This is a genomic window from Type-C symbiont of Plautia stali (assembly GCF_059730935.1).
Genome location: NZ_AP035923.1, coordinates 331,780 through 352,651 on the forward strand (window position 1 = coordinate 331,780; position 20,872 = coordinate 352,651).

23 protein-coding genes are annotated in these 20,872 nt (G+C 58.9%); 15 read left to right on the forward strand and 8 right to left on the reverse strand.

Annotated features, from left to right (window positions below; all coding sequences use genetic code 11):
- Positions 1-59 precede the first annotated feature (59 nt).
- A complete protein-coding gene (gene argD / locus AC6I7J_RS01465; RefSeq protein ID WP_058780170.1) occupies positions 60-1,277 on the forward strand; it encodes a bifunctional acetylornithine/succinyldiaminopimelate transaminase in 1,218 nt (405 codons plus the stop codon).
- Here argD and AC6I7J_RS01470 read toward each other — a convergent pair.
- Entirely contained in the window at positions 1,274-3,349 is a 2,076-nt protein-coding gene (locus AC6I7J_RS01470; protein WP_498006601.1) for a YccS/YhfK family putative transporter, read from the reverse strand. The two genes, argD and AC6I7J_RS01470, sit on opposite strands and share 4 nt — an antisense overlap.
- Positions 3,350-3,407: 58 nt before the next feature.
- Positions 3,408-4,040: a cAMP-activated global transcriptional regulator CRP gene (crp, locus tag AC6I7J_RS01475; RefSeq protein WP_000242755.1), complete on the reverse strand. Its 633-nt coding sequence runs from the start codon at positions 4,038-4,040 to the stop codon at positions 3,408-3,410.
- Between the two features lie 304 nt (positions 4,041-4,344).
- On the opposite strand from crp, the gene AC6I7J_RS01480 reads away from it, so the two are divergent.
- Positions 4,345-4,749, forward strand: coding sequence for an OsmC family protein (locus tag AC6I7J_RS01480; protein ID WP_021507440.1), 405 nt, complete (start codon positions 4,345-4,347; stop codon positions 4,747-4,749).
- A 70-nt stretch (positions 4,750-4,819) separates the two neighbouring features.
- Here AC6I7J_RS01480 and AC6I7J_RS01485 read toward each other — a convergent pair whose 3' ends face one another.
- The 3 genes from AC6I7J_RS01485 to AC6I7J_RS01495 form a co-directional block, all read right to left on the reverse strand.
- Complete coding sequence (locus AC6I7J_RS01485; protein WP_498006603.1) at positions 4,820-5,689, reverse strand: phosphoribulokinase; 870 nt, start codon at positions 5,687-5,689, stop codon at positions 4,820-4,822.
- Between the two features lie 61 nt (positions 5,690-5,750).
- Positions 5,751-5,969 (reverse strand): YheU family protein, encoded by a 219-nt coding sequence (locus AC6I7J_RS01490; protein ID WP_021507442.1) that lies wholly within the window; start codon positions 5,967-5,969, stop codon positions 5,751-5,753.
- 2 nt (positions 5,970-5,971) lie between these two features.
- Entirely contained in the window at positions 5,972-6,988 is a 1,017-nt protein-coding gene (locus AC6I7J_RS01495) for a hydrolase (RefSeq protein WP_058759291.1), read from the reverse strand.
- Between the two features lie 60 nt (positions 6,989-7,048).
- Between AC6I7J_RS01495 and AC6I7J_RS01500 the strand changes: the two genes are divergently transcribed.
- Positions 7,049-7,651: a LysE family translocator gene (locus AC6I7J_RS01500; protein WP_031279689.1), complete on the forward strand. Its 603-nt coding sequence runs from the start codon at positions 7,049-7,051 to the stop codon at positions 7,649-7,651.
- Between the two features lies 1 nt (position 7,652).
- On the opposite strand, the gene AC6I7J_RS01505 is transcribed toward AC6I7J_RS01500, so the two are convergent.
- Positions 7,653-8,633 (reverse strand): LacI family DNA-binding transcriptional regulator, encoded by a 981-nt coding sequence (locus AC6I7J_RS01505; RefSeq protein ID WP_021507445.1) that lies wholly within the window; start codon positions 8,631-8,633, stop codon positions 7,653-7,655.
- Positions 8,634-8,868: 235 nt separating this feature from the next.
- Here AC6I7J_RS01505 and tauA point away from each other — a divergent pair, with 235 nt between their 5' ends.
- From tauA to tauD, 4 genes are read left to right on the forward strand one after another with little or no spacing between them, the layout of a single operon-like run.
- On the forward strand, positions 8,869-9,849 hold the full coding sequence (gene tauA, locus AC6I7J_RS01510) for a taurine ABC transporter substrate-binding protein (protein ID WP_498007201.1): 981 nt from the start codon (positions 8,869-8,871) through the stop codon (positions 9,847-9,849).
- A 10-nt stretch (positions 9,850-9,859) separates the two neighbouring features.
- Positions 9,860-10,627: a taurine ABC transporter ATP-binding subunit gene (tauB, locus tag AC6I7J_RS01515; protein ID WP_021507447.1), complete on the forward strand. Its 768-nt coding sequence runs from the start codon at positions 9,860-9,862 to the stop codon at positions 10,625-10,627.
- The gene (gene tauC / locus AC6I7J_RS01520; protein WP_021507448.1) at positions 10,624-11,454 is read left to right on the forward strand and encodes a taurine ABC transporter permease TauC; all 831 of its coding nucleotides are present in this window, start codon (positions 10,624-10,626) and stop codon (positions 11,452-11,454) included. The genes tauB and tauC overlap by 4 nt, the downstream gene beginning before the upstream one ends.
- Complete coding sequence (gene tauD / locus AC6I7J_RS01525) at positions 11,451-12,290, forward strand: taurine dioxygenase (RefSeq protein WP_125309844.1); 840 nt, start codon at positions 11,451-11,453, stop codon at positions 12,288-12,290. Before tauC ends, tauD begins: the two co-directional genes overlap by 4 nt.
- Positions 12,291-12,453: 163 nt before the next feature.
- Here tauD and AC6I7J_RS01530 read toward each other — a convergent pair whose 3' ends face one another.
- Positions 12,454-14,358, reverse strand: coding sequence for an ABC transporter ATP-binding protein (locus AC6I7J_RS01530; protein WP_021507450.1), 1,905 nt, complete (start codon positions 14,356-14,358; stop codon positions 12,454-12,456).
- Positions 14,359-14,472: 114 nt separating this feature from the next.
- Between AC6I7J_RS01530 and kefG the strand changes: the two genes are divergently transcribed.
- From kefG to slyD, 4 genes are all read left to right on the forward strand, one after another.
- On the forward strand, positions 14,473-15,024 hold the full coding sequence (gene kefG / locus AC6I7J_RS01535) for a glutathione-regulated potassium-efflux system ancillary protein KefG (RefSeq protein ID WP_021507451.1): 552 nt from the start codon (positions 14,473-14,475) through the stop codon (positions 15,022-15,024).
- Positions 15,024-16,826: a glutathione-regulated potassium-efflux system protein KefB gene (gene kefB / locus AC6I7J_RS01540; RefSeq protein ID WP_021507452.1), complete on the forward strand. Its 1,803-nt coding sequence runs from the start codon at positions 15,024-15,026 to the stop codon at positions 16,824-16,826. Before kefG ends, kefB begins: the two co-directional genes overlap by 1 nt.
- Positions 16,827-16,870: 44 nt before the next feature.
- Entirely contained in the window at positions 16,871-17,065 is a 195-nt protein-coding gene (locus AC6I7J_RS01545) for a YheV family putative zinc ribbon protein (RefSeq protein WP_021507453.1), read from the forward strand.
- A gap of 195 nt (positions 17,066-17,260) precedes the next feature.
- Positions 17,261-17,824, forward strand: a complete 564-nt coding sequence (gene slyD / locus AC6I7J_RS01550; RefSeq protein ID WP_021507454.1) for a peptidylprolyl isomerase — start codon at positions 17,261-17,263, stop codon at positions 17,822-17,824.
- A gap of 55 nt (positions 17,825-17,879) precedes the next feature.
- Here the strand turns inward: slyD and AC6I7J_RS01555 are convergent, their stop codons facing one another.
- Complete coding sequence (locus AC6I7J_RS01555; RefSeq protein ID WP_010616434.1) at positions 17,880-18,098, reverse strand: SlyX family protein; 219 nt, start codon at positions 18,096-18,098, stop codon at positions 17,880-17,882.
- Between the two features lie 280 nt (positions 18,099-18,378).
- Here AC6I7J_RS01555 and fkpA point away from each other — a divergent pair, with 280 nt between their 5' ends.
- The 4 genes from fkpA (at position 18,379) to tusC (ending at position 20,863) form a co-directional block, all read left to right on the forward strand.
- Positions 18,379-19,209, forward strand: a complete 831-nt coding sequence (gene fkpA, locus AC6I7J_RS01560; protein WP_021507456.1) for an FKBP-type peptidyl-prolyl cis-trans isomerase — start codon at positions 18,379-18,381, stop codon at positions 19,207-19,209.
- Between the two features lie 186 nt (positions 19,210-19,395).
- Positions 19,396-20,118, forward strand: coding sequence for a helix-turn-helix transcriptional regulator (locus AC6I7J_RS01565; protein WP_021507457.1), 723 nt, complete (start codon positions 19,396-19,398; stop codon positions 20,116-20,118).
- On the forward strand, positions 20,118-20,504 hold the full coding sequence (tusD, locus tag AC6I7J_RS01570) for a sulfurtransferase complex subunit TusD (RefSeq protein ID WP_021507458.1): 387 nt from the start codon (positions 20,118-20,120) through the stop codon (positions 20,502-20,504). Before AC6I7J_RS01565 ends, tusD begins: the two co-directional genes overlap by 1 nt.
- Positions 20,504-20,863 (forward strand): sulfurtransferase complex subunit TusC, encoded by a 360-nt coding sequence (gene tusC, locus AC6I7J_RS01575; RefSeq protein WP_058770980.1) that lies wholly within the window; start codon positions 20,504-20,506, stop codon positions 20,861-20,863. Before tusD ends, tusC begins: the two co-directional genes overlap by 1 nt.
- Positions 20,864-20,872 lie beyond the last annotated feature (9 nt).

The following is a 20,872-nucleotide window of genomic DNA, read 5'->3' on the forward strand; positions in this document are numbered from 1 at the left end:
TGCATATTTTGTGATTATAATTTCACATCAGCTCAACAAATAACCCGATGAGGTCATCAATGGCAGCGGAAAATCTAGCGGTAAGCCGGGAAACGTTCGATAACGTTATTTTGCCTGTTTATGCACCTGCGCAGTTTGTGCCGGTCAAAGGCAAAGGCAGCCGCGTGTGGGATCAACAGGGCAAAGAGTATATCGACTTCTCCGGTGGTATCGCGGTCACCGCGCTTGGCCATTGTCATCCGGCGCTGGTGGAAACGCTGAAAAGTCAGGGCGAAACCCTGTGGCACACCAGTAACGTGTTCACCAATGAGCCGGCACTGCGCCTCGCCAGTAAACTGATCGCGGCGACCTTCGCCGAGCGGGTATTCTTCGGTAACTCCGGTGCCGAAGCGAACGAAGCGGCGTTCAAACTGGCGCGCTACTACGCCTGCAAAAAGCACAGCCCGTTCAAAAGCAAAATTATCGCTTTCCACAACGCCTTCCACGGCCGCACGCTGTTCACCGTCTCGGTGGGCGGTCAGCCGAAATACTCCGATGGCTTTGGTCCGAAGCCGGCGGATATCGTCCATGTGCCGTTTAACGATCTGGCAGCGGTGAAAGCGGTGATTGACGACCACACCTGCGCGATTGTGGTGGAGCCGATTCAGGGGGAAGGCGGCGTGATGCCGGCAACGACGGAATTCATGCAGGGATTGCGTGCGCTGTGCGATCAGCACAACGCGCTGCTGGTGCTGGATGAAGTGCAGAGCGGCATGGGCCGCAGCGGTAAGCTGTTTGCTTACGAACACTATGGTATCAAGCCAGATATCATCACCACCGCTAAAGCGCTGGGCGGCGGTTTCCCGGTGAGCGCGATGCTGACCACTCATGAAATCGCCTCGGTGATGGCGCCAGGCGTGCACGGCACCACCTACGGCGGCAACCCGCTGGCCTGTGCGATTGCCGAAACCGCGCTGGATATCATCAATACGCCCGAGGTACTGAACGGTGTTGACGCGCGCCGTGAGCAGTTTGTCTCGGCGCTGCAGAAGATCAATCAGCAGTTCGACATCTTCAGTGAAATTCGGGGCAAAGGGCTGCTGCTGGGTGCCGTACTCAACGCGCAGCACGCCAGCAAAGCGCGCGATATCCTCAACGCTTCCGCCGCTGAAGGCCTGATGGTGCTGACCGCCGGCAGCGATGTGATTCGCTTTGTGCCGTCGCTGGTGATTGAGCCGACCGATATCGCAGAAGGCATGGCGCGCTTCGCCCGGGCGATCGCGAAAGTCCTGAACTAACCTTTCGGCTTCAGCACGCTGAGCCAGCGGCCGTGATGCGGGCGCTGGCTCCACGCCAGTGAAGAAATGGTGTGCATCACATTGAGGTGCTGCAGAATGCGCTTCACATGCTGTTCGACAATCGTCACCGGCCCCTCATTCAGATTCTCCGGCGCTTCCAGAATATTGTTGTCGTTGCCCGGCCCGTCGTAAGCCAGCCGCTGCTGACAGCGCTGCAGCGCAATTTCACAGGACTGCAAATAGCGCTCTGCCAGCTTTGGCGTCAGCATGGTGTGCTCGCGCGCCAGAATGGTCATGGCGTTGATGTGCTCGACGATAAACTGGCTGTGAGTCACCCACAGGCGCATATCTTTCAGATACTGGAAGTTAAAGCCCGGTTCGGTAGACGCCTGGTTGAGCGAGTTAAACAGCGCGTTGTGCGCCTGGTTAACCTTGACGCGCTGATACGCCAGCTTCTCCGGCGCCTGCTCCGGACCGAGCAGCAGGCGCAGCGCCTCCTGATAAGCCTCCAGCGCATCATGCGCATTATTGCGCAGCAGCCCGCTCTGCCACTGCGGCCACAGCCAGATCATGCCGGCGAAGGCAATCAGGCAGCCCATCAGCGTATCCATCATGCGCGGCAGCAGGAACTGCGCGCCGTTCAGCGACAGCAGCTGCAGCGAATACACCGCCGTCACCGTAAAGCCAATCATCGACCAGCCATAATATTTACGCGTGATCAGATAGCTGGCGAGGGTGATGACCAGCATGGTCAGCAGGGCAATCGACTCCGGTACGGCAAAGCGCAGCGACGCCGCGGCGATCAGCAAGCCGGCGAAGGTGCCGAGTGCCCGGTGCTGAATGCGCACGCGCGTGGCGCTGTAGCCGTTCTGGCTGACAAACATGATGGTCATCAGAATCCAGTAAGGCTTGGGAATATTGAAGAACAGCGCCAGCGCGCTGCCGAACATCAGCATCACGGCGAAGCGCGCCGCCGTCCGCAGCGCGGCAGATTTCAGCGACAGGTAGCTGCGCAGCGCCGGCAACAGCGGCAGGCGTCGCTGGCGATCGGCCATCAGGTCGCGGGTGTACAGCGGCTTCTGCGTGCGCAGCACGCGGGCGATGCGGCTGAAATGGTAGAGGCAGAAATTACCGACCGGATTATCCGGGTGCTGCCGGGCAATTTTCTCCAGCGCGCCGAGCGGCTTTTCCATGTGGAAGCGTTCCGGCAGCTGGTGATAGAGAATGGCATCGGCCAGCACGCGTAGCCGTGCCGAAATGATTTTCGCGTTCCAGCGGATCACCGCCTCGGCGTGGCTCTGCTCCACCAGCTTTTGCACCTCTTCCGGCTGGTGCAGGCTGACCGAGATATGCTCCTGCAGATCGAGCGCAACCTGAAAGGCGCGCGTCAGGCGTTTATGGCTGTTATCACGGCTGGCGGACAGCATATGCATCTGCTGGTAGCAGGTGGTGATCAGATCGACCGCTTTCTGCTGGCGCGCCAGTAATGGTGGCAGCGCTTTTTCCGGATCGGTCAGCTGCGTCAGCAGGGTGTATTTGGCGTCGCAGTAATCGGCCAGCTCGCGATACAGCAGGCTGAGGGTCTCGCGCATCGGCTGCTCTTTCCACAGCCAGAACCAGAACCAGTTAAACAGCCCGTACCACAGCGTCCCGCCGATATACAGCAGCGGCGGAACCCACATCGGCATACGGCCGACGAGGCTTAAGGTAAAGATGGCGGCGATCAGCGTGCCGGGCAGCAAACGACCATGCAGCGGGCTGATTTCACCGGTCACGCCCACCAGCAGCGGCAACACCAGCAGAATCAGCGGCAGCGGCACAGCGTAAGCCGTGAGGTACTGAATCAGAAAACTGCCGCTGGCGAACAGTGCGCCGCCGACAATCAGCCGTTTGAAGAACCGCTTGTGTGGCGTATCCAGACCGGCGATGTTGCAGCAGGCCGGCACCAGGGAGAACAGCAGCCCTTTTTGCAGATCGCCAAACAGCCAGCCGAGCGCCACAGGCAGGCACAGCACCAGCGTTTGCCGCAGCGCATAGTTAACTTCCGGATGATAGATGATTCGACGCCACATCAGCTCATCGTAAACAGAAACGGCGCGATGTTGCCATCACGCCGTGGGTGAGAAGAAATCAGCGGGTGCCGTAAACGACGATGGTTTTGCCGTGTGCGGAGATCAGGTTCTGATCTTCCAGCATTTTCAGGATACGACCCACGGTTTCGCGTGAGCAGCCCACGATCTGACCAATCTCCTGACGGGTGATTTTAATCTGCATGCCGTCCGGGTGGGTCATGGCGTCAGGCTGTTTCGCCAGGTTGAGCAGCGTCTGCGCGATACGGCCGGTCACATCGAGGAAGGCAAGGTTGCCGACTTTTTCAGATGTAACCTGCAGGCGACGCGCCATCTGCGCCGACAGGCGCATTAAAATATCCGGATTGACCTGAATCAGCTGACGGAATTTTTTGTAGGAAATTTCAGCCACTTCGCAGGCGGTTTTCGCACGTACCCAGGCGCTACGCTCCTGGCCCTCTTCAAACAGGCCGAGCTCACCGATGAAATCCCCCTGATTGAGGTAGGAGAGTATCATCTCTTTGCCTTCTTCATCTTTAATCAGTACCGCGACGGAACCTTTCACGATGTAGTACAGCGTTTCCGCTTTCTCACCCTGATGGATGAGGGTGCTTTTGGATGGATATTTGTGAATATGGCAATGGGACAGGAACCATTCGAGTGTAGGGTCTGTTTGCGGTTTGCCGAGAACCATTCGCTATTATCCTCTGTTGTAATCGTGCCCAAAATACAGGGGGCAGTTTTCCCTGTCAGGCGGTGAAATCGTCCAGCGTTTCCCGTGAGGGACAGTTATTCGGGGGTGGATTCGTAAGCGATGCTTTTGATTCGTCCCGCTTTCGTCTTTCGTGACGAAAATATTTTCAGCACTGTTTGTAGCATAGCTTTTGCAACCTGTCTCCTGTTGTCTCGCTTCAGCAGGTGGGGGATGCGTCTGCATTGCTGTTTGTCAGGTGAAAGCGTACTCTGGCGGCAAAACCGCCGCTTCAGGAGAAAGAATAATGCAGGCACGAGTGAAATGGGTGGAAGGGCTGACCTTTCTCGGAGAATCCTCATCCGGTCATCAGGTATTAATGGACGGCAATTCCGGTGATAAAGCGCCCAGCCCGATGGAGATGGTGTTGATGGCTGCGGGCGGCTGCAGCGCGATTGACGTGGTGTCGATTCTGCAAAAGGGGCGCAACGATGTCGCCGATTGTGAAGTCAAACTGACCTCGGAACGCCGCGAAGAAGCGCCACGCATTTTTACGCATATCAATCTGCATTTTATTGTCAGCGGCAAAGCGCTGAGCGATAAAGCGGTGGCGCGCGCGGTGGATCTGTCCGCGGAGAAGTACTGCTCGGTGGCGATCATGTTGGGCAAGGGCGTCGAGATAACGCACAGCTACGAAGTGGTGGAGCTGTAATCCAGCCGGGAGCGCGGCGCTGCGCTCCCGATCTCAGTTCCTCCCGGCGAAACTGGCGCGTTAGCCTGCGCTATTCAATACGTTTTCCTTCAATCAACCGCTGCACCAGCGGCGTCATGATCAACTCCATCGCCAGTCCCATCTTGCCGCCCGGCACCACCAGCGTATTCATGTGGGAAATAAACGAGCCCTGGATCATCGCCAGTAAATAAGGAAAAGCGATGCCCTCCAGGCCGCGAAAATGGATCACCACAAAGCTCTCATCCAGCGACGGGATTTCACGCGCGGCAAACGGGTTCGAGGTATCCACGGTCGGCACGCGCTGGAAGTTGAGGTGCGTGCGGGAAAACTGCGGCGTGATGTAGTTGATGTAGTCTTCCATCGAACGCACCACCGAATCCATCACCGCTTCGCGCGAATGGCCGCGCTCGCTGGTGTCGCGCACCAGTTTCTGAATCCACTCCAGATTGACAATCGGTACTACCCCAACCAGCAGATCGACATGTTCAGCCACGTTATGCTGCTGCGTCACCACGCCGCCGTGCAGGCCTTCATAGAACAGCACATCGGTGTTTTCCGGCAGCTGCTGCCAGGGTGTAAAGGTGCCCGGCACCTGATTCCACGGCACCGCTTCATCGTAGGTGTGCAGATATTTGCGCGACTGGCCGAGTCCGCTCTGGCCATAGTCGCGGAAAGTCTGCTCCAGCAGGCCGAAGTCGTTGGCTTCCGGGCCAAAGTAGCTGATGTGACGCCCGAGGTCGCGCGCCTTACGAATCGCCATGTCCATTTCCGGACGGGTATAGCGATGGAAACTGTCGCCTTCTACTTCCGCTGCGTGCAGATCCAGCTGCTGGAAAATTTTACGGAAGGCGAGACTGGTGGTGGTGGTTCCGGCGCCGCTGGAACCGGTAACGGCTATGACTGGATGCCTGGCTGACATAACAGCGCTCCCTGTGAAGTCCGGCGATGAGCATTGTTACCACGAATTGCCGCCTGACGCATCAGCCGCGAAATTCCCGCCGCGGCATAATATTGACCGATTCATGCAATTCTGACCACACCAGTACCACTTCGCCCTGCTCGAGCTGGCGGCGCACGTCGGCCACTTTCTGCGTCAGGCTGCGCTCCTGCTCGCCATAATCGGTGCCTTCACGCAGCACAAAACTTTCTATCAGGTTTTCCAGCGTTGTCGGGTCGAGTTCTTGCCAGGGAATAATCACAATTACATATCCAGATAAGTTGAGAGCCAGTCCGGCACGCGCTGCTCCAGCCACATTTTGGGTCGCAGCAGGCTGCCGCCCACGAAGCCGACGTGACCACCTTGCTGCGTCAGCTGATACTCAATTGTGGCAGACAACTGCTGCGGCTGCGGGATCACCGCATCGGTCATGAAGGGATCGTCTTTAGCATGGATGATCAGCAGCGGCTTGCGCACGCCGGTCAGCAATGGCATGGCGCTGGCGCGCTGATAATAGTCGCGCGCATCAATAAAACCGTGGGCGCGGGCGGTAATCGCATCATCAAACTCACGCAGCCGGCGGAAGGCGCGCAGCTGCGTCAGATCGACCGGCAGCGTGCCTGGCCAGGCGCGCAGTTTGCGCGTGGCGTTTTTCTTCAGCTGGGTCAGCAGGTAGTGCTGATAAAAGCGTGAAAAGCCCACGTCCAGCTTCTGGCTGCATGGCTCAAGCGCCAGCGGCGCGGAGATGGCGACCGCGGCATCCAGCGGGGCCGACGTGCCCTGCAGCCCCAGCAGACAGGCCAGCATATTGCCGCCGAGCGAAACGCCGACCGCCGCAGTCGGCACCGTGCCCCATTCGCGCTGCAGCCAGTGCAGAAAATAGGTCGCATCTTCAGTTTCACCGGAGTGATAGATGCGCTGCAGACGGTTAGGCTCGCCGCTGCAGCCGCGGAAGTGCATGATCACCGCCAGCCAGCCGCGCGCCTGACACGCCTGCATCAGCCCATGGGCATACGGGCTGCGGAAACTGCCTTCCAGCCCGTGGAACAGCACCATGCGCGGCTTGTGACGTGCCTGTGCCGGATCTTCGCTCCACGCCAGATCGACGAAGTCGCCGTCTGGCAGATCGAGGCGCTGCCAGTGCGGGCGCAGCGTGACGCGCCGGCGCAGCAGGCGCGGCAGCAGCGTTTGCAGATGCGCATTGCCGAAGCCGCGCAGCGGGGTAAAGCGCTCGCCGCTCGGGCGATCAAAATAGCCTGGGATAGTACTTGTCTGATGCATAACTCGCTGATAGCTTCGATGGGTTGTTCGCTTTTCTGGGTGAGGAGCACCCGAATATACATGGAACTGAGTCTTTTTTTATCAATGCTGGGCTTTCTCTGGGTCGCGGCCATCACGCCAGGGCCCAATAATATGTTACTTACCGCCTCAGGTGCTAATTTTGGCTTCCTGCGCACCTTTCCACTGCTGATTGGTATCATGATTGGCATGCAGGTGATGTTGCTGATGGTGGCGTTTGGCATCGGCAGCCTGATTCTGCTCTATCCCTCACTGCATCTGGTACTGAAAGTGGCCGGTAGCCTCTACCTGCTGTGGCTGGCGTGGAAAATTGCCACCGCCGAATACGAAACGCTGGAGACCGACGATGCCAGCGTGAAGCAGATGCCTTTCTGGCAGGGCGGGTTACTGCAACTGATCAACCCGAAAGCGTGGCTGATGGCGCTGGGTGCGGTCGCCAGCTTTAGCCTTGCCGGCAGCGCCTATCTGCATTCCGTGGTGGCGATCAGCATCGGCATGGCGCTGGTGAACGTGGTTTCCGGCGTGATCTGGATGGGTTTCGGCTCGCTGATTGGCCGCCTGCTGCGCAGCCCGCGCGCGTGGAAAATCTTCAACCTCGCCATGGGTGCGCTGACCGCAGCCTGCGTGCTGTTGATCTGGCACTGAGTCAGCTGGAGGCGCGCTCAATGCGCGTCCACGGCAGCACTTCATGCACCACTGCCGCCTGGCGCTGACGGATGCGCGCCAGCAGCAGCTGCACGCTGCGGGCACCCATCTGGTTCATCGGCTGGGCAATGGTGGTCAGCGGCGGGTTGATGCTGCTGGTGAACGGAATGCCGTCAAAGCCGACTACCGCCAGATCCTCCGGCACGCGCAGTCCAGCCTCCAGAGCAGCGTGAATCACACCAACCGCCAGCACGTCTGATACCGCAAACACCGCATCCGGCCGCTCTGGCTGCGTTAGCAGTTCGCGCAGCGCCGCGCTGCCCGCTTCGCAGGAGATGTCGCTGGCGTAAGCGACGCCGTGCCAGTCAAGCCCCAGCTGCGTGATGGCGTCGCGATAGCCGCTTTCGCGCTGGTGCGAATAGAGATAGCGCATATCACAGTTGACCAGCGCAATGCGCTGACGCCCTTTGCCGGCCAGATAATGCACCGTGTCATAGGCCGCCTGACGGTTATCGATGGTGACGCTGGAGGCGTTCACCGAGGGATCGTACTCCGCACACTGCACCCACGGCGCATCACCAATCAACTCTTTCAGTCCCTGCAGACAGGCCGCGGCGTCCATGGTGATCACCCCATCTACCACTTTGCCGGCCAGCAGCGCCAGATAGGCGGTTTCGCGCCGCAGCTGTGAGGCGGAATTACATAACAGGATGTGATAACCGTGCGCTTCGGCCTCCGCCTCAATGCCCTGCACCACCCGTGAACAGAACGGATTGGTGATATCGGAAATGAGCACCAGCAACATGTTGCTTTGCGCGGTACGCAGCTGGCGCGCCAGCAGGTTAGGCTGGTATTCGCACACATTAATTGCGGCCAGCACCCGTTTACGCGTATCTGGCCGGACGCCAGGATGCTGGTTTAACACCCGTGAAACCGTGGCTTTCGACACGCCCGCGAGGCGCGCAACTTTCTCAATCGACATGGAGGCCAGTACCGCTGTAAAAGGGGGAAAAAATCAAGACGAGATCAATACCACAGTCGGCATGTGAGCGCCTGACATATTTGTTCCGCACCAGCGGTTTTGTATTTGCACTTTTTGCATAGCGTTACCCGATGTTGATCTAAGAACCGATTTTTATTAGGGATAATTTTTAATTCCTTTATGAAATCATTGCTGCTGGCGACACTGCCGTCACGACTCAACATTGGGGTGCATGATGATGGCAGTAACCAAAACAATAAGCGCGGTAGCAGCCGCGTTAGCGCTGATGACCTTTCAGGCGCAGGCGGTCAATGTGACCGTGGCTTATCAGACGTCGGCGGAACCGGCCAAAGTGGCGCAGGCTGACAATACCTTTGCCAAAGAGAGCGGTGCCACGGTTGACTGGCGCAAATTCGACAGCGGCGCCAGCGTCCTGCGTGCGTTAGCCTCGGGCGATGTGCAAATTGGCAACATTGGTTCCAGCCCGCTGGCGGTGGCCGCCACGCAGCAGCTGCCGATTGAAGCTTTCCTGCTGGCTTCACAGCTGGGCAATTCTGAAGCGCTGGTGGTGAAAAAAGGCATCAGCTCGCCCAAAGATTTGATCGGCAAACGCATTGCCGTTCCCTTCATCTCTACCACCCATTACAGCCTGCTGGCCGCGCTGAAACACTGGGGCATCAAACCGACCCAGGTGCAACTGGTTAATCTGCAGCCGCCGGCGATCATTGCTGCCTGGCAGCGCGGTGATATCGACGGCGCTTACGTCTGGGCACCCGCCGTCAATGAACTGGAGAAAGACGGCAAGGTGCTGACCGACTCGTCGCAGGTCGGGCAGTGGGGCTCACCGACGCTCGACGTCTGGGTGGTGCGCAAGGATTTTGCCCGGCAGCATCCTGAAGTGGTCACCGCTTTCGCCCGCAGCGCGATTGCCGCGCAGCAGGCTTATATCGCCAACCCGGAACAGTGGCTGCAGCAGCCGGATAATCTCAGCAAGCTGTCGCGCCTGAGCGGCGTGCCGGAAAGTGACGTCCTCGGGCTGGTGAAAGGCAATACCTACCTGACGGCGCAGCAGCAGGTGGAACAGCTGGGCAAACCGGTCAACAAGGCGATTGTCGATACCGCACAGTTTCTGAAAGAGCAGGGCAAAGTGCCGGATGCCGCCAGTGACTACAGCAGCTTTGTCACCACGCGCTTTGTTGCCCCCTTAGCCAAATAACGGAGGCCTTATGCTCAGCATCACCCATCTCAACGCACGTTACGCCGGGCAACCGGCGCTGCAGGATATCAATCTGCAGCTGGCCAGCCGCGAATTGCTGGTGGTGCTGGGGCCGTCCGGCTGTGGCAAAACCACGCTGCTGAACTTGATCGCCGGCTTTCTGCCACTGGAGTCCGGCAGTATCACGCTGGATGGCAAGCCGGTACGCGGACCGGGCGCAGAGCGCGGCGTGGTCTTTCAGAACGAAGGGCTACTGCCGTGGCGTAATGTCATCGATAACGTGGCGTTTGGCCTGCAGCTGGCGGGCATGGCAAAAGCTGAACGGCACGCGATCGCCCGCCGTCTGATCCGTAAGGTCGGGCTCGAGGGCGCAGAAAAGCGTTTTATCTGGCAGCTCTCTGGGGGTCAGCGTCAGCGCGTGGGGATTGCCCGTGCGCTGGCCGCTGATCCGCAGCTGCTGCTGTTAGATGAGCCGTTCGGTGCGCTGGATGCCTTCACGCGCGAGCAGATGCAGACGCTGCTGCTGACGTTATGGCGCGATACCGGCAAGCAGATTCTGCTAATCACCCATGACATCGAAGAAGCAGTCTTTCTCGCCAGCGAACTGGTGCTGCTGTCGCCGGGTCCGGGTCGCGTAGTGGAACGCCTGAAGCTCGACTTTGGTCAGCGCTTCGCCGCAGGCGAGCCGTGCCGCAGCATCAAATCCGATCCGGCATTTATCGAACGACGTGAGTATGTCCTGAATCAGGTGTTCGCGCAGCGGGAGGCGTTTGTATGAGTGCCGTTATTGATGACAAGCGCCGGACGTCCCGCGTTCGTCGCCTGCGCTGGCCGTTTTCCCGCCAGCTGTCGCTGAGCCTGCTGAGCGTGGCCGTGCTGCTGCTGCTGTGGTGGGGCGTGACCGCGCTGGGGCTGATTGCGCCCTTGTTTCTGCCGCCGCCGCAGCAGGTGCTGCATAAGCTGCTGGTTATTGCTGGTCCGCAGGGCTTTATGGATGCCACGCTATGGCAGCACCTTGGTGCCAGCCTGACGCGCATGCTGGTGGCGCTGTTCTTTGCCGCACTGATCGGCATTCCGGTGGGCATTGCCATGGGGCTTAGTCCGGCGGTGCGCGGGCTGCTCGATCCGCTGATTGAACTCTATCGACCGGTGCCGCCGCTGGCCTATTTGCCGCTGATGGTGATTTGGTTTGGCATTGGCGAAACCTCAAAGATTTTACTGATTTATCTGGCAATTTTCGCGCCGGTGACTTTATCCACCCTGGCCGGCGTGAAGAATACGCAGCAGGTGCGGATCCGTGCCGCTCAGGCGCTGGGGGCGACGCGCGGGCAGCTGCTGCGTTTTGTCATTCTGCCCGGAGCGTTGCCGGAGATTCTCACCGGTCTGCGCATCGGTCTTGGTGTGGGCTGGTCCACGCTGGTGGCGGCCGAACTGATTGCCGCGACGCGCGGACTGGGCTTTATGGTGCAGTCGGCTGGGGAGTTTCTCGCCACCGATGTGGTGCTGGCGGGCATCGCGGTGATCGCCCTGATTGCCTTTAGTTTAGAACTGGGTTTACGTGCGCTACAGCGCCGACTGACGCCCTGGAATGGAGAACAGCAATGAACGAACGAGTGAACTTTACCGCGCTGGGTCCGTATATCGGGGCGCAGGTCAGCGATGTCGATCTCAGCCATCCGCTGAGTGACGCGCAGTTTGAGCAGCTTTATCACGGTCTGTTGCGTCACCAGGTGCTGTTTCTGCGCGATCAGCGCATTACGCCGGAGCAGCAGCGCGCGCTGGCGATCCGCTTCGGCGATCTGCACATTCATCCGGTTTATCCGCATGCTGAAGGCGTGGAAGAGATTATCGTGCTGGATACGCATCAGGATAATCCGCCGGACAACGATAACTGGCATACCGACGTCACCTTTATTCAGACGCCGCCGGCGATCGCCATTCTGGCCTCAAAGCTGCTGCCGGAGAGCGGTGGCGATACGCTGTGGACCAGCGGGATTGCCGCTTACGAGGCGCTGTCAGAGCCGTTCAAACAGCTGCTGAGTGGCCTGCAGGCGGAGCACGACTTTAAGAAATCGTTCCAGGAGTATAAGTACCGTAAGACGGAAGAGGAGCATCAGCGCTGGCAGCAGGCCGTGGCGAAGCATCCGCCGGTGCAGCATCCGGTGATCCGCACCCATCCGGTGAGCGGACGCAAGGCGCTGTTTGTTAATGAAGGTTTTACCACCAGGCTGCTGGGCGTAAGCGAGAAGGAGAGCGAGGCGCTGCTGGGCTATCTGTTTGCGCACGCCACCAAGCCGGAGTTTCAGGTGCGCTGGCGCTGGCAGCCGAATGACGTGGCAATCTGGGATAACCGCGTGACGCAGCATTATGCCAACGCGGATTATTATCCGGCGCGGCGCGTGATGCATCGCGCGACGGTGTTAGGGGATGTGCCGGTGTGATTTCGGAGCGTGGATTGCCCTCACCCCAACCCTCTCCCGCCAGCGGGAGAGGGGGCCGACCGTGCGTAGCAGGTAAGGCGGATTAAGGTTTGTTCCCTCTCCTGTGGGAGAGGGTCAGAGTGAGGGCATCATCGCGCACCCTCTATGACCTCATCGCGCACCTTTACCCCGCGAGCATCTGCTCCAGCTGCTCCTGCGCCTCCAGCCACGCCATTTCGACCTCTTCCAGCGCCGATTTGCTCTCCGCCTGGCGCTGCAGGGCGGCGGTTAAATCGGCCTTACGGTTTTGCTCGTAAATGGCGCTGTCGGCCAGCTGTGCTTCGGCTTCGCTGAGCTGCGTCTGCCATTTGGCCATCTGCTTCTCCAGCTTTTCGATCTCTTTGCGCAGCGGCTGCGTCTGCGCGCGCAGCTCGGCGTCGCGGCGCTTCTGATCTTTGCGGGACTGCGCGCTGTTGGCGTTGTCCTGCTTTGGCGCGGCATCCTGCTGCGTTTCCTGCTTCTGCAGGTCGCTCAGCCACTGCTGATAATCATCCAGATCGCCCTCGAATACATCCACTTTGCGGTCGTGCACCAGGTAAAGATCGTCGGTGGTTGAACGCAGAAGATGACGATCGTGCGACACCACCACCAGTGCGCCTTCAAAGTCGATCAGCGCTTCGGTCAGCGCCTGGCGCATATCCAAATCGAGGTGGTTGGTCGGTTCGTCGAGCAGCAGCAGATTCGGCCGCTGCCAGACGATCAGCGCCAGCACCAGTCGCGCTTTCTCGCCGCCGGAGAAACGCTCGGTGGCTTCGCTGACTTTATCGCCCTGGAAACCAAAGCCGCCCAGGTAGTCACGCAGCTGCTGCTCCAGCGTTTTCGGGGCGATGCGCGCCAGATGCTGCAGCGGCGACTCATCGGCGCGCAGATACTCAAGCTGATGCTGCGCGAAGTAACCCAGCTTGATCCCTTTCGCCAGACCCACTTTGCCCGCCAGCGGCTCCAGCTCGCCCGCCAGCAGTTTGATCAGCGTGGATTTACCGGCGCCGTTACGCCCCAGCAGGCCGATGCGCGAACCCGGCACCAGGTTGAGTTTGATGGCATCCAGAATCACCCGCTCACCGTAACCCGCCGAAACCTGCTCCATTTTCAGGATCGGGTTAGGCAGGCTTTCTGGCGCGCGGAAGCTGAAGCTGAACGGGTTATCGACGTGCGCCGGGGCAATCAGCTCCATACGCTCCAGCATCTTGATGCGGCTCTGCGCCTGTTTGGCTTTGGTGGCCTGCGCGCGGAAGCGATCGATGTACTTTTGCAGGTGCGTGACTTTTTCCTGCTGGCTCTGATACAGCGCCTGCTGCTGCGCCAGTTTGGCTACGCGCTGACGCTCGAACGAGCTGTAGTTGCCGGTGTATTCGAACATCGTCTGCTGTTCGATATGGATGATTTTGTCCACCACCGGGTCGAGGAAGTCGCGGTCGTGCGAGATCAGGATCAGCGTGCCGGTATAGCTCTTCAGCCAGCGCTCCAGCCAGATCACCGCGTCGAGATCGAGGTGGTTGGTCGGTTCATCGAGCAGCAGCAGGTCGGAACGGCATACCAGTGCCTGAGCAAGGTTGAGACGCATACGCCAGCCGCCGGAGAAATCGCTCACCGGCCGCATTAATTGTTCCTGGCTGAAGCCCAATCCGTGCAGCAGACTGGCGGCGCGTGCGTGTATGCTCCACGCCTGAATAGCGTCCAGCTTGCCGTGCAGCAGCGCAATGGCGTTGCCATCGTCGCGCGCATTAGCTGCCGCTAATTCGGATTCGAGCTGACGATATTCGCGGTCGCCGTCGATAACATATTCCAGCGCGGCTTTACTCAGCGCCGGGGTTTCCTGATTCACCCACGCCAGCGCCCAGTTGCCGGGAAAGGTGACGTTGCCGGCATCGCTGCTGATTTCACCCTTCAGCAGTGACAGCAGCGTGGATTTACCGCAGCCGTTTTTACCCACCAGGCCGACTTTTTGCCCCGGGTTAATGGTGGCCGTTGCGTTATCCAGCAGCACATTAGTGCCGCGACGGATTTGTAATGCGGAAAAGACAATCATAAGCGCCGTATCGTCAGAATATGTTAATTTATCGGCAACATAATTCGATAATGTTTGTTGCGTCGAGCATGGTAGCGGAATTCCGCCGCGGTGACGACGCTTTGGAGGGGAACGATGTCGCAGCCGCCCAAAATATTGCTGCTTTACGCCCATCCGGAATCACAGGATTCGATTGCTAATCGGGTTTTGCTGCAGTCGGCTATGGAACTGGACCACGTCACGGTGCACGATTTATACGCCCACTATCCGGATTTCTTTATTGATATTCATTACGAGCAGCAACTGCTGCGCGACCATCAAATCGTGGTGTTTCAGCATCCACTTTATACCTATAGCTGTCCGGCACTGCTGAAAGAGTGGCTGGATCGCGTGCTGTCGCGCGGTTTTGCCAGCGGCCAGGACGGTAATGCGCTGGAAGGTAAATACTGGCGCAGCGTGGTCACGACCGGTGAGCCGGAGACGGCGTATCACCACAGCGGCCTCAATCGCTACCCGATGAGCGACATTATGCGACCGTTTGAGCTGACGGCGCAGATGTGTCGCATGCACTGGCTGACGCCGATGGTGATTTACTGGGCGCGTCGTCAGACACCCGAGGTGCTGCGCAATTTTGCGCGCGCCTATGGCGACTGGCTGGCGTCACCGCTGCCGAACGGAGGAGTGTGATGCAAGGCGAAACGTTACTCACCGCCGGCGTGATTTATCTGGTGGCGGCGGTGCTGGTGGTGCCGATTGCCGCCCGGCTCGGCATTGGTGCGGTGCTGGGCTATCTGCTGGCCGGTATCGCCATCGGCCCGTGGGGGCTGGGCTTCATCAGCGATGTGGACGAGATTCTGCACTTCTCGGAGCTTGGCGTGGTGTTCCTGATGTTTATCATCGGGCTGGAGCTGAACCCGGCCAAGCTGTGGGCGCTGCGGCGCTCTATTTTTGGCGTCGGTGCCGCGCAGGTGCTGGTTTCGGCAGCGATCCTCGGCGTGCTGCTGTGGCTGACCGACTTCAGCTGGCAGGCCGCGGTGATTGGCGGTATCGGCCTGGCGATGTCCTCGACCGCCATGGCGCTGCAGCTGATGCGCGACAAAGGCATGAACCGCAGCGAAGCGGGCCAGCTGGGCTTCTCGGTGCTGCTGTTCCAGGACCTGGCGGTGATTCCGGCGCTGGCGCTGGTGCCGCTACTGGCCGGCAGCGACAGTGGCCACGTCGACTGGCTCAAGGTGGGCATGAAGGTGCTGGCATTCGCCGGTATGCTGGTGGGCGGACGCTATCTGCTGCGGCCGATTTTCCGTTTCATCGCCGCGTCCGGCGTGCGGGAAGTGTTTACCGCCGCCTCGCTGCTGCTGGTGCTCGGTTCGGCGCTGTTTATGGATGCGCTGGGCCTGTCGATGGCGCTGGGGACGTTCATCGCCGGTATTCTGCTGGCAGAGAGTGAGTATCGCCACGAACTGGAAGTCGCCATTGAGCCGTTTAAAGGGTTGCTGCTCGGGCTGTTCTTTATTTCGGTGGGCATGGCGCTCAACCTCGGCGTGCTTTATACCCACATTCTCGAAATTCTGATTGGCGTGGTGCTGCTGGTGGCGGTGAAAACGCTGGTGCTCTACGTGCTGGCGCGCATTTATGGTCTGCGCAGTTCGGAGCGTCTGCAGTTTGCCGGCGTGCTGAGTCAGGGCGGTGAATTCGCCTTCGTGCTGTTTTCGGCGGCGTCGTCGGCAAAACTGTTCAGTGGCGATCAACTGCCGCTGCTGCTGGTCACGGTGACGCTGTCGATGATGACCACGCCGCTGCTGATGCAGGGCGTGGATAAGATTCTGGCGCGCCGCTTCAACGAACCGGAAGAGGACGGCGAAAAGCCGTTTGTCGAGGACGATCAGCCCCAGGTGATTGTGGTGGGCTTTGGCCGTTTTGGTCAGGTGGTCGGGCGTTTGCTGATGGCCAACAACAAGCGCATCACCGTGCTGGAGCGCGATATCTCGGCGGTCAGCCTGATGCGCAAATATGGCTACAAGGTTTACTATGGCGATGCCACTGAGCTCGAGCTGCTGCGTGCCGCCGGGGCGGAGAATGCGCAGTCGATCGTCATCACCTGTAACGATCCGGAAGATTCGATGACCATCGTGCACTTGTGCCAGCAGCACTTCCCGCAGCTGGAGATCCTGGCGCGGGCGCGCGGTCGTGTCGAGGCGCATGAGCTGCTGCAGGCGGGCGTCACGCTGTTCTCGCGTGAAACCTTCTCCAGCGCGCTGGAGTTAGGCCGCAAAGCGCTGATATCGCTGGGCATGCATCCGCATCAGGCGCAGCGCGCGCAGCAGCACTTCCGCCGGCTGGATATGCGCATGCTGCGTGAGCTGGTGCCGAGCCACGACGACAGCGTGCAGGTTTCACGCGTGCGTGAGGCGCGACGCGAGCTGGAGGACATTTTCCAGCGTGAAATGCAGCATGAAAAACGGCAGTTTGACGGCTGGGATGATGAGTAAGGCTACACTTAACGTATCCGTTCTGATGACGGGCAGGAAAGACTATGCGTAAACGTTTTATTGCCGGTGCGGTTTGTCCGCACTGTCAGGAGAAAGACACGCTGGCGATGTGGCGTGAAAACAATGTCGATGTGGTGGAGTGCGTGAAGTGCGGCCACCAGATGCGTGAGGCGGACAAGCAGGCGCGCGATCAGGTTCGCAGCACTGAGCAAGTGATTGGCATTTTTCATCCGGAGTAGCGCGATGGCGCAGCTTTTTTTAAGCTTAGCCTTACAGCGGTATTGAATTCCGCTACAATCGGCGCCATTAACGCTGAGCAGTATGGTCCAACAGCACTGTTGGCATCCTCAGTACTGAACCTTTCTGGTTGGTTATTGCACGCGAGAATAGACCAATGAGACGGGATTCTTTGTTCTCAACGGTTAGGAGATATCATGAAAGTAGCAAAAGACCTGGTGGTGAGCCTGGCGTATCAGGTTCGTACCGAAGACGGTGTGTTGGTTGACGAGTCACCGGTGAGTGCGCCGTTGGATTATCTGCACGGTCATGGTTCCCTGATTTCTGGTCTGGAAAAAGCGCTGGAAAATCACGCGGTCGGCGACAAGTTTGACGTGCATATCCCGGCAAACGACGCGTACGGCCAGTACGATGACAACCTGGTGCAGCGTGTACCGAAAGACGTGTTCATGGGCGTTGACGAGCTGCAGGTTGGCATGCGCTTCCTGGCAGAAACCGACCAGGGCCCGGTGCCGGTCGAGATCACCGAAGTGGAAGATGAGCACGTGGTGGTTGATGGTAACCACATGCTGGCGGGTCAGAACCTGAACTTCAATGTGGAAGTGGTTGCTATCCGTGAAGCCACGGAAGAAGAGATCGCTCACGGCCACGTTCATGGCGCTGACGGCCATCATCATGACCACGACCACGACCATGGTCACGATCATGAGCACGGTCATGGCGGCTGCGGCGGCCACGGTGGTTGCGGCTGCAACCACTAAGCGTAAAAAGGCCACCTGCGGGTGGCCTTTTTATTGGGCAGCAAAGCGCGCGACATTAATAGTGCGGCGGCGGGGTCTCTTCCGCTTGCGAAGCGACCATGGACGGGGCGGCGGCCTTCACTTTATCCACCAGCAGACGCACCTGCTCACGCAGTTTACTCATTTCCAGCTCGTGCTGAACCACCGTCTGATTGAGCTGCTCAATGGTATGTTCCTGGAAAGCCAGCTTGCTCTCCAGCGCCTCAAGGCGTTGATCCCATTCTGGTTGTTGCATCATCACTCCTCCTGTCACGGTGCTGCGCGTTGATCTTGTCGGGCGTGATTCTACGGTCTTTCGTGTCAGAATCACCTGATATTTCACCTTCGGTCTGGCGTATGCATTGAATTCCCGCGTTGCGCCTATATCTCTGATGAAACTTCCTGAAGCAAAAAAGGTCGGAGGTTGACCGGGTAATTACACTGTGGGAGTGTTCGCCACTGCCACGTAAAGTTATAGTGTGGGCCACTGTCCGCAATGATTCCCGAGGTTTTGAAGCTTCGGTTTTGGAGAAAGGATGAAATCACTGTTTAAAGTCACATTGTTAGCTACCACCATGGCCGTCGCGCTGAATGCACCGCTGGCAATGGCAGCAGAAACCACTGCGGCACCGGCTGACGCAGCGCAGGCTGCGCCACAGGCGCCGAAAAATGCTGCCTTCAAAAACGAAGACCAGCAGTCAGCCTATGCGCTGGGCGCCTCCCTGGGGCGCTACATGGACAACTCTCTGAAGGAGCAGGAGAAACTGGGTATCAAACTGGACAAAGACCAGCTGATTGCCGGTGTTCAGGATGCGTTTGGCGGCAAGAGCAAGCTGTCTGACGAAGAGATCGAGCAGACGCTGCAGGCGTTTGAAGGCCGCGTGAAAGGGGCCGCTCAGGCGAAGATGGAAAAAGACGCGAAAGAGAATGCCGACAAAGGCACTGCTTACGCGGACAAGTTCGCCAAAGAGAAGGGCGTGAAGAAAACCGAATCTGGCCTGCTGTATCAGGTAGAGAAAGAGGGCAGCGGTGAGACCCCGAAAGACAGCGATACCGTAGTGGTTAACTACAAAGGTACGCTGATTGACGGCACCGAGTTCGACAACTCTTACACGCGCGGCGAGCCGCTGTCGTTCCGTCTGGACGGCGTAATCCCGGGCTGGACCGAAGGTCTGAAGCACGTGAAGAAAGGCGGTAAGATCAAGCTGGTGATCCCACCGAACCTGGCTTACGGCAAAAACGGCGTACCAGGTATTCCGGCCAACTCAACGCTGGTGTTCGATGTTGAGCTGCTCGACATCAAGCCGGCGCCGAAAGCCGATGAGAAAGCGCAGGCTCCGGCCGCTGCTGACAAGAAAGCACAGTAAGCTGACTTGCACCGCCGCCTTCGGGCGGCGGTTTTGTTTTCGCTCATCCTGAATTTGCGGCGCGATGAGTAAAGCTCTGGCTAAAAACGGCGACATTTGCCAGACTAGCGCCTGCACAATGATCATAAGATGAGTCTGCCCCAATGCTGTCGAGACAGGCTCCAGCCATTTAGGGTAATGTCTTCGATGTCTAATCCATTCAATCCCGGCGAACTGACTGACTTCGATTTACTGGAGCAGCGTCCGTTCGAACAAGCAGACTACGATATTCTTAAATCCTACGAAGCGGTGGTCGACGGTCTGGCGATGCTGATTGGCTCGCACTGCGAAATCGTGCTGCACTCTCTGGAAGATCTTAAATGCTCCGCCGTGCGTATCGCCAACGGCGAACATACCGGCCGCAAAGTGGGTTCCCCGATTACCGATCTGGCGCTGCGCATGCTGCATGATATGCACGGCGCGGAGAGCAATGTGTCGCGCGCCTACTTCACGCGAGCCAAAAGTGGCGTGCTGATGAAGTCGGTAACCATTGCGATTCGTAACCGGCAGCAGCGGGTGATTGGCCTGCTGTGCATCAATATGAACCTGGACGTACCGTTTTCGCAGATTATGTCGACTTTCATGCCGCCGGAGACGCAGCAGGTGGATTCCAACGTCAACTTTGCCAGCTCGGTAGAGGATCTGGTCACCCAGACGCTGGAGTTCACTATTGAAGAGGTGAGCGCCGACCGCAACGTGTCGAATAACGCCAAGAATCGCCAGATCGTCCTCAATCTGTACGAGAAGGGCATTTTCGATATCAAGGACGCCATTAACCAGGTGGCCGATCGCCTCAATATTTCTAAGCACACCGTGTATCTGTATATCCGCCAGTTTAAGAGTGGCGATCTGCAGGGGCAGGATCGCTAATGCGCTACACGCTGCTGGTGACCGGGCCGGCTTACGGCACACAGCACGCCAGTAGCGCGCTGCTGTTTGCCCGTGCGCTGCTGGCACAGGGACATCAGCTGGAAAGCGTGTTCTTTTACCGCGAAGGCGTGCTGAATGCTAACCAGCTCAGCGCGCCGGCCAGCGATGAAGTGGACATGGTGCGCGCCTGGCAGCAGCTGCGCGACGACAGTGGCGCGGCGCTGAATATCTGTGTGGCAGCCGCGTTGCGGCGCGGCGTGACCGATGCGCAGGAGGCAGCGCGCCTGCAGCTGGCGGGCAGCAATCTGCAGCCCGGATTTACCCTTAGCGGCTTGGGCGCGCTGGCGGAAGCCGCGCTGAGCTGCGACCGCCTGGTGCAGTTCTGATGAACCGCGTGGCGTTTCTTTTTACGCAGGCTCCGCACGGCAGCAGTGCTGGCCGGGAAGGGCTGGATGCCGTGCTGGCGACCGGCGCGCTGAGCGAGGATATCGGCCTGTTCTTTATTGGCGACGGCGTGCTGCAGCTCAACCGCGATCAGCAGCCGGCGCAGATTCTGGCGCGTGACTATATTGCGACCTTTGGCGTGCTGGCGCTATACGACATCGATCGCTGCTATATCTGTCAGGCGTCACTGCTGGCACGTGGCCTGAGCCTCACGGCAGCGCGCGTGCTGGATGCGCAGCTGCTGGAACCTGCCGCGCTGCGTCAGACGCTGGCAACTTATGACCGTATCCTCCGTTTCTGAGAACTGACC

Coding starts and splice junctions, on each gene's coding strand:
- argD (WP_058780170.1), top strand. CDS start 60: ATGGCAGCGGAAAATCTAGCGGTAAGCCGGGAAACGTTCGATAACGTT.
- AC6I7J_RS01470 (WP_498006601.1), bottom strand. CDS start 3,349: ATGTGGCGTCGAATCATCTATCATCCGGAAGTTAACTATGCGCTGCGG.
- crp (WP_000242755.1), bottom strand. CDS start 4,040: ATGGTTCTCGGCAAACCGCAAACAGACCCTACACTCGAATGGTTCCTG.
- AC6I7J_RS01480 (WP_021507440.1), top strand. CDS start 4,345: ATGCAGGCACGAGTGAAATGGGTGGAAGGGCTGACCTTTCTCGGAGAA.
- AC6I7J_RS01485 (WP_498006603.1), bottom strand. CDS start 5,689: ATGTCAGCCAGGCATCCAGTCATAGCCGTTACCGGTTCCAGCGGCGCC.
- AC6I7J_RS01495 (WP_058759291.1), bottom strand. CDS start 6,988: ATGCATCAGACAAGTACTATCCCAGGCTATTTTGATCGCCCGAGCGGC.
- AC6I7J_RS01500 (WP_031279689.1), top strand. CDS start 7,049: ATGGAACTGAGTCTTTTTTTATCAATGCTGGGCTTTCTCTGGGTCGCG.
- AC6I7J_RS01505 (WP_021507445.1), bottom strand. CDS start 8,633: ATGTCGATTGAGAAAGTTGCGCGCCTCGCGGGCGTGTCGAAAGCCACG.
- tauA (WP_498007201.1), top strand. CDS start 8,869: ATGATGGCAGTAACCAAAACAATAAGCGCGGTAGCAGCCGCGTTAGCG.
- tauB (WP_021507447.1), top strand. CDS start 9,860: ATGCTCAGCATCACCCATCTCAACGCACGTTACGCCGGGCAACCGGCG.
- tauC (WP_021507448.1), top strand. CDS start 10,624: ATGAGTGCCGTTATTGATGACAAGCGCCGGACGTCCCGCGTTCGTCGC.
- tauD (WP_125309844.1), top strand. CDS start 11,451: ATGAACGAACGAGTGAACTTTACCGCGCTGGGTCCGTATATCGGGGCG.
- AC6I7J_RS01530 (WP_021507450.1), bottom strand. CDS start 14,358: ATGATTGTCTTTTCCGCATTACAAATCCGTCGCGGCACTAATGTGCTG.
- kefG (WP_021507451.1), top strand. CDS start 14,473: ATGTCGCAGCCGCCCAAAATATTGCTGCTTTACGCCCATCCGGAATCA.
- kefB (WP_021507452.1), top strand. CDS start 15,024: ATGCAAGGCGAAACGTTACTCACCGCCGGCGTGATTTATCTGGTGGCG.
- AC6I7J_RS01545 (WP_021507453.1), top strand. CDS start 16,871: ATGCGTAAACGTTTTATTGCCGGTGCGGTTTGTCCGCACTGTCAGGAG.
- slyD (WP_021507454.1), top strand. CDS start 17,261: ATGAAAGTAGCAAAAGACCTGGTGGTGAGCCTGGCGTATCAGGTTCGT.
- AC6I7J_RS01555 (WP_010616434.1), bottom strand. CDS start 18,098: ATGCAACAACCAGAATGGGATCAACGCCTTGAGGCGCTGGAGAGCAAG.
- fkpA (WP_021507456.1), top strand. CDS start 18,379: ATGAAATCACTGTTTAAAGTCACATTGTTAGCTACCACCATGGCCGTC.
- AC6I7J_RS01565 (WP_021507457.1), top strand. CDS start 19,396: ATGTCTAATCCATTCAATCCCGGCGAACTGACTGACTTCGATTTACTG.
- tusD (WP_021507458.1), top strand. CDS start 20,118: ATGCGCTACACGCTGCTGGTGACCGGGCCGGCTTACGGCACACAGCAC.
- tusC (WP_058770980.1), top strand. CDS start 20,504: ATGAACCGCGTGGCGTTTCTTTTTACGCAGGCTCCGCACGGCAGCAGT.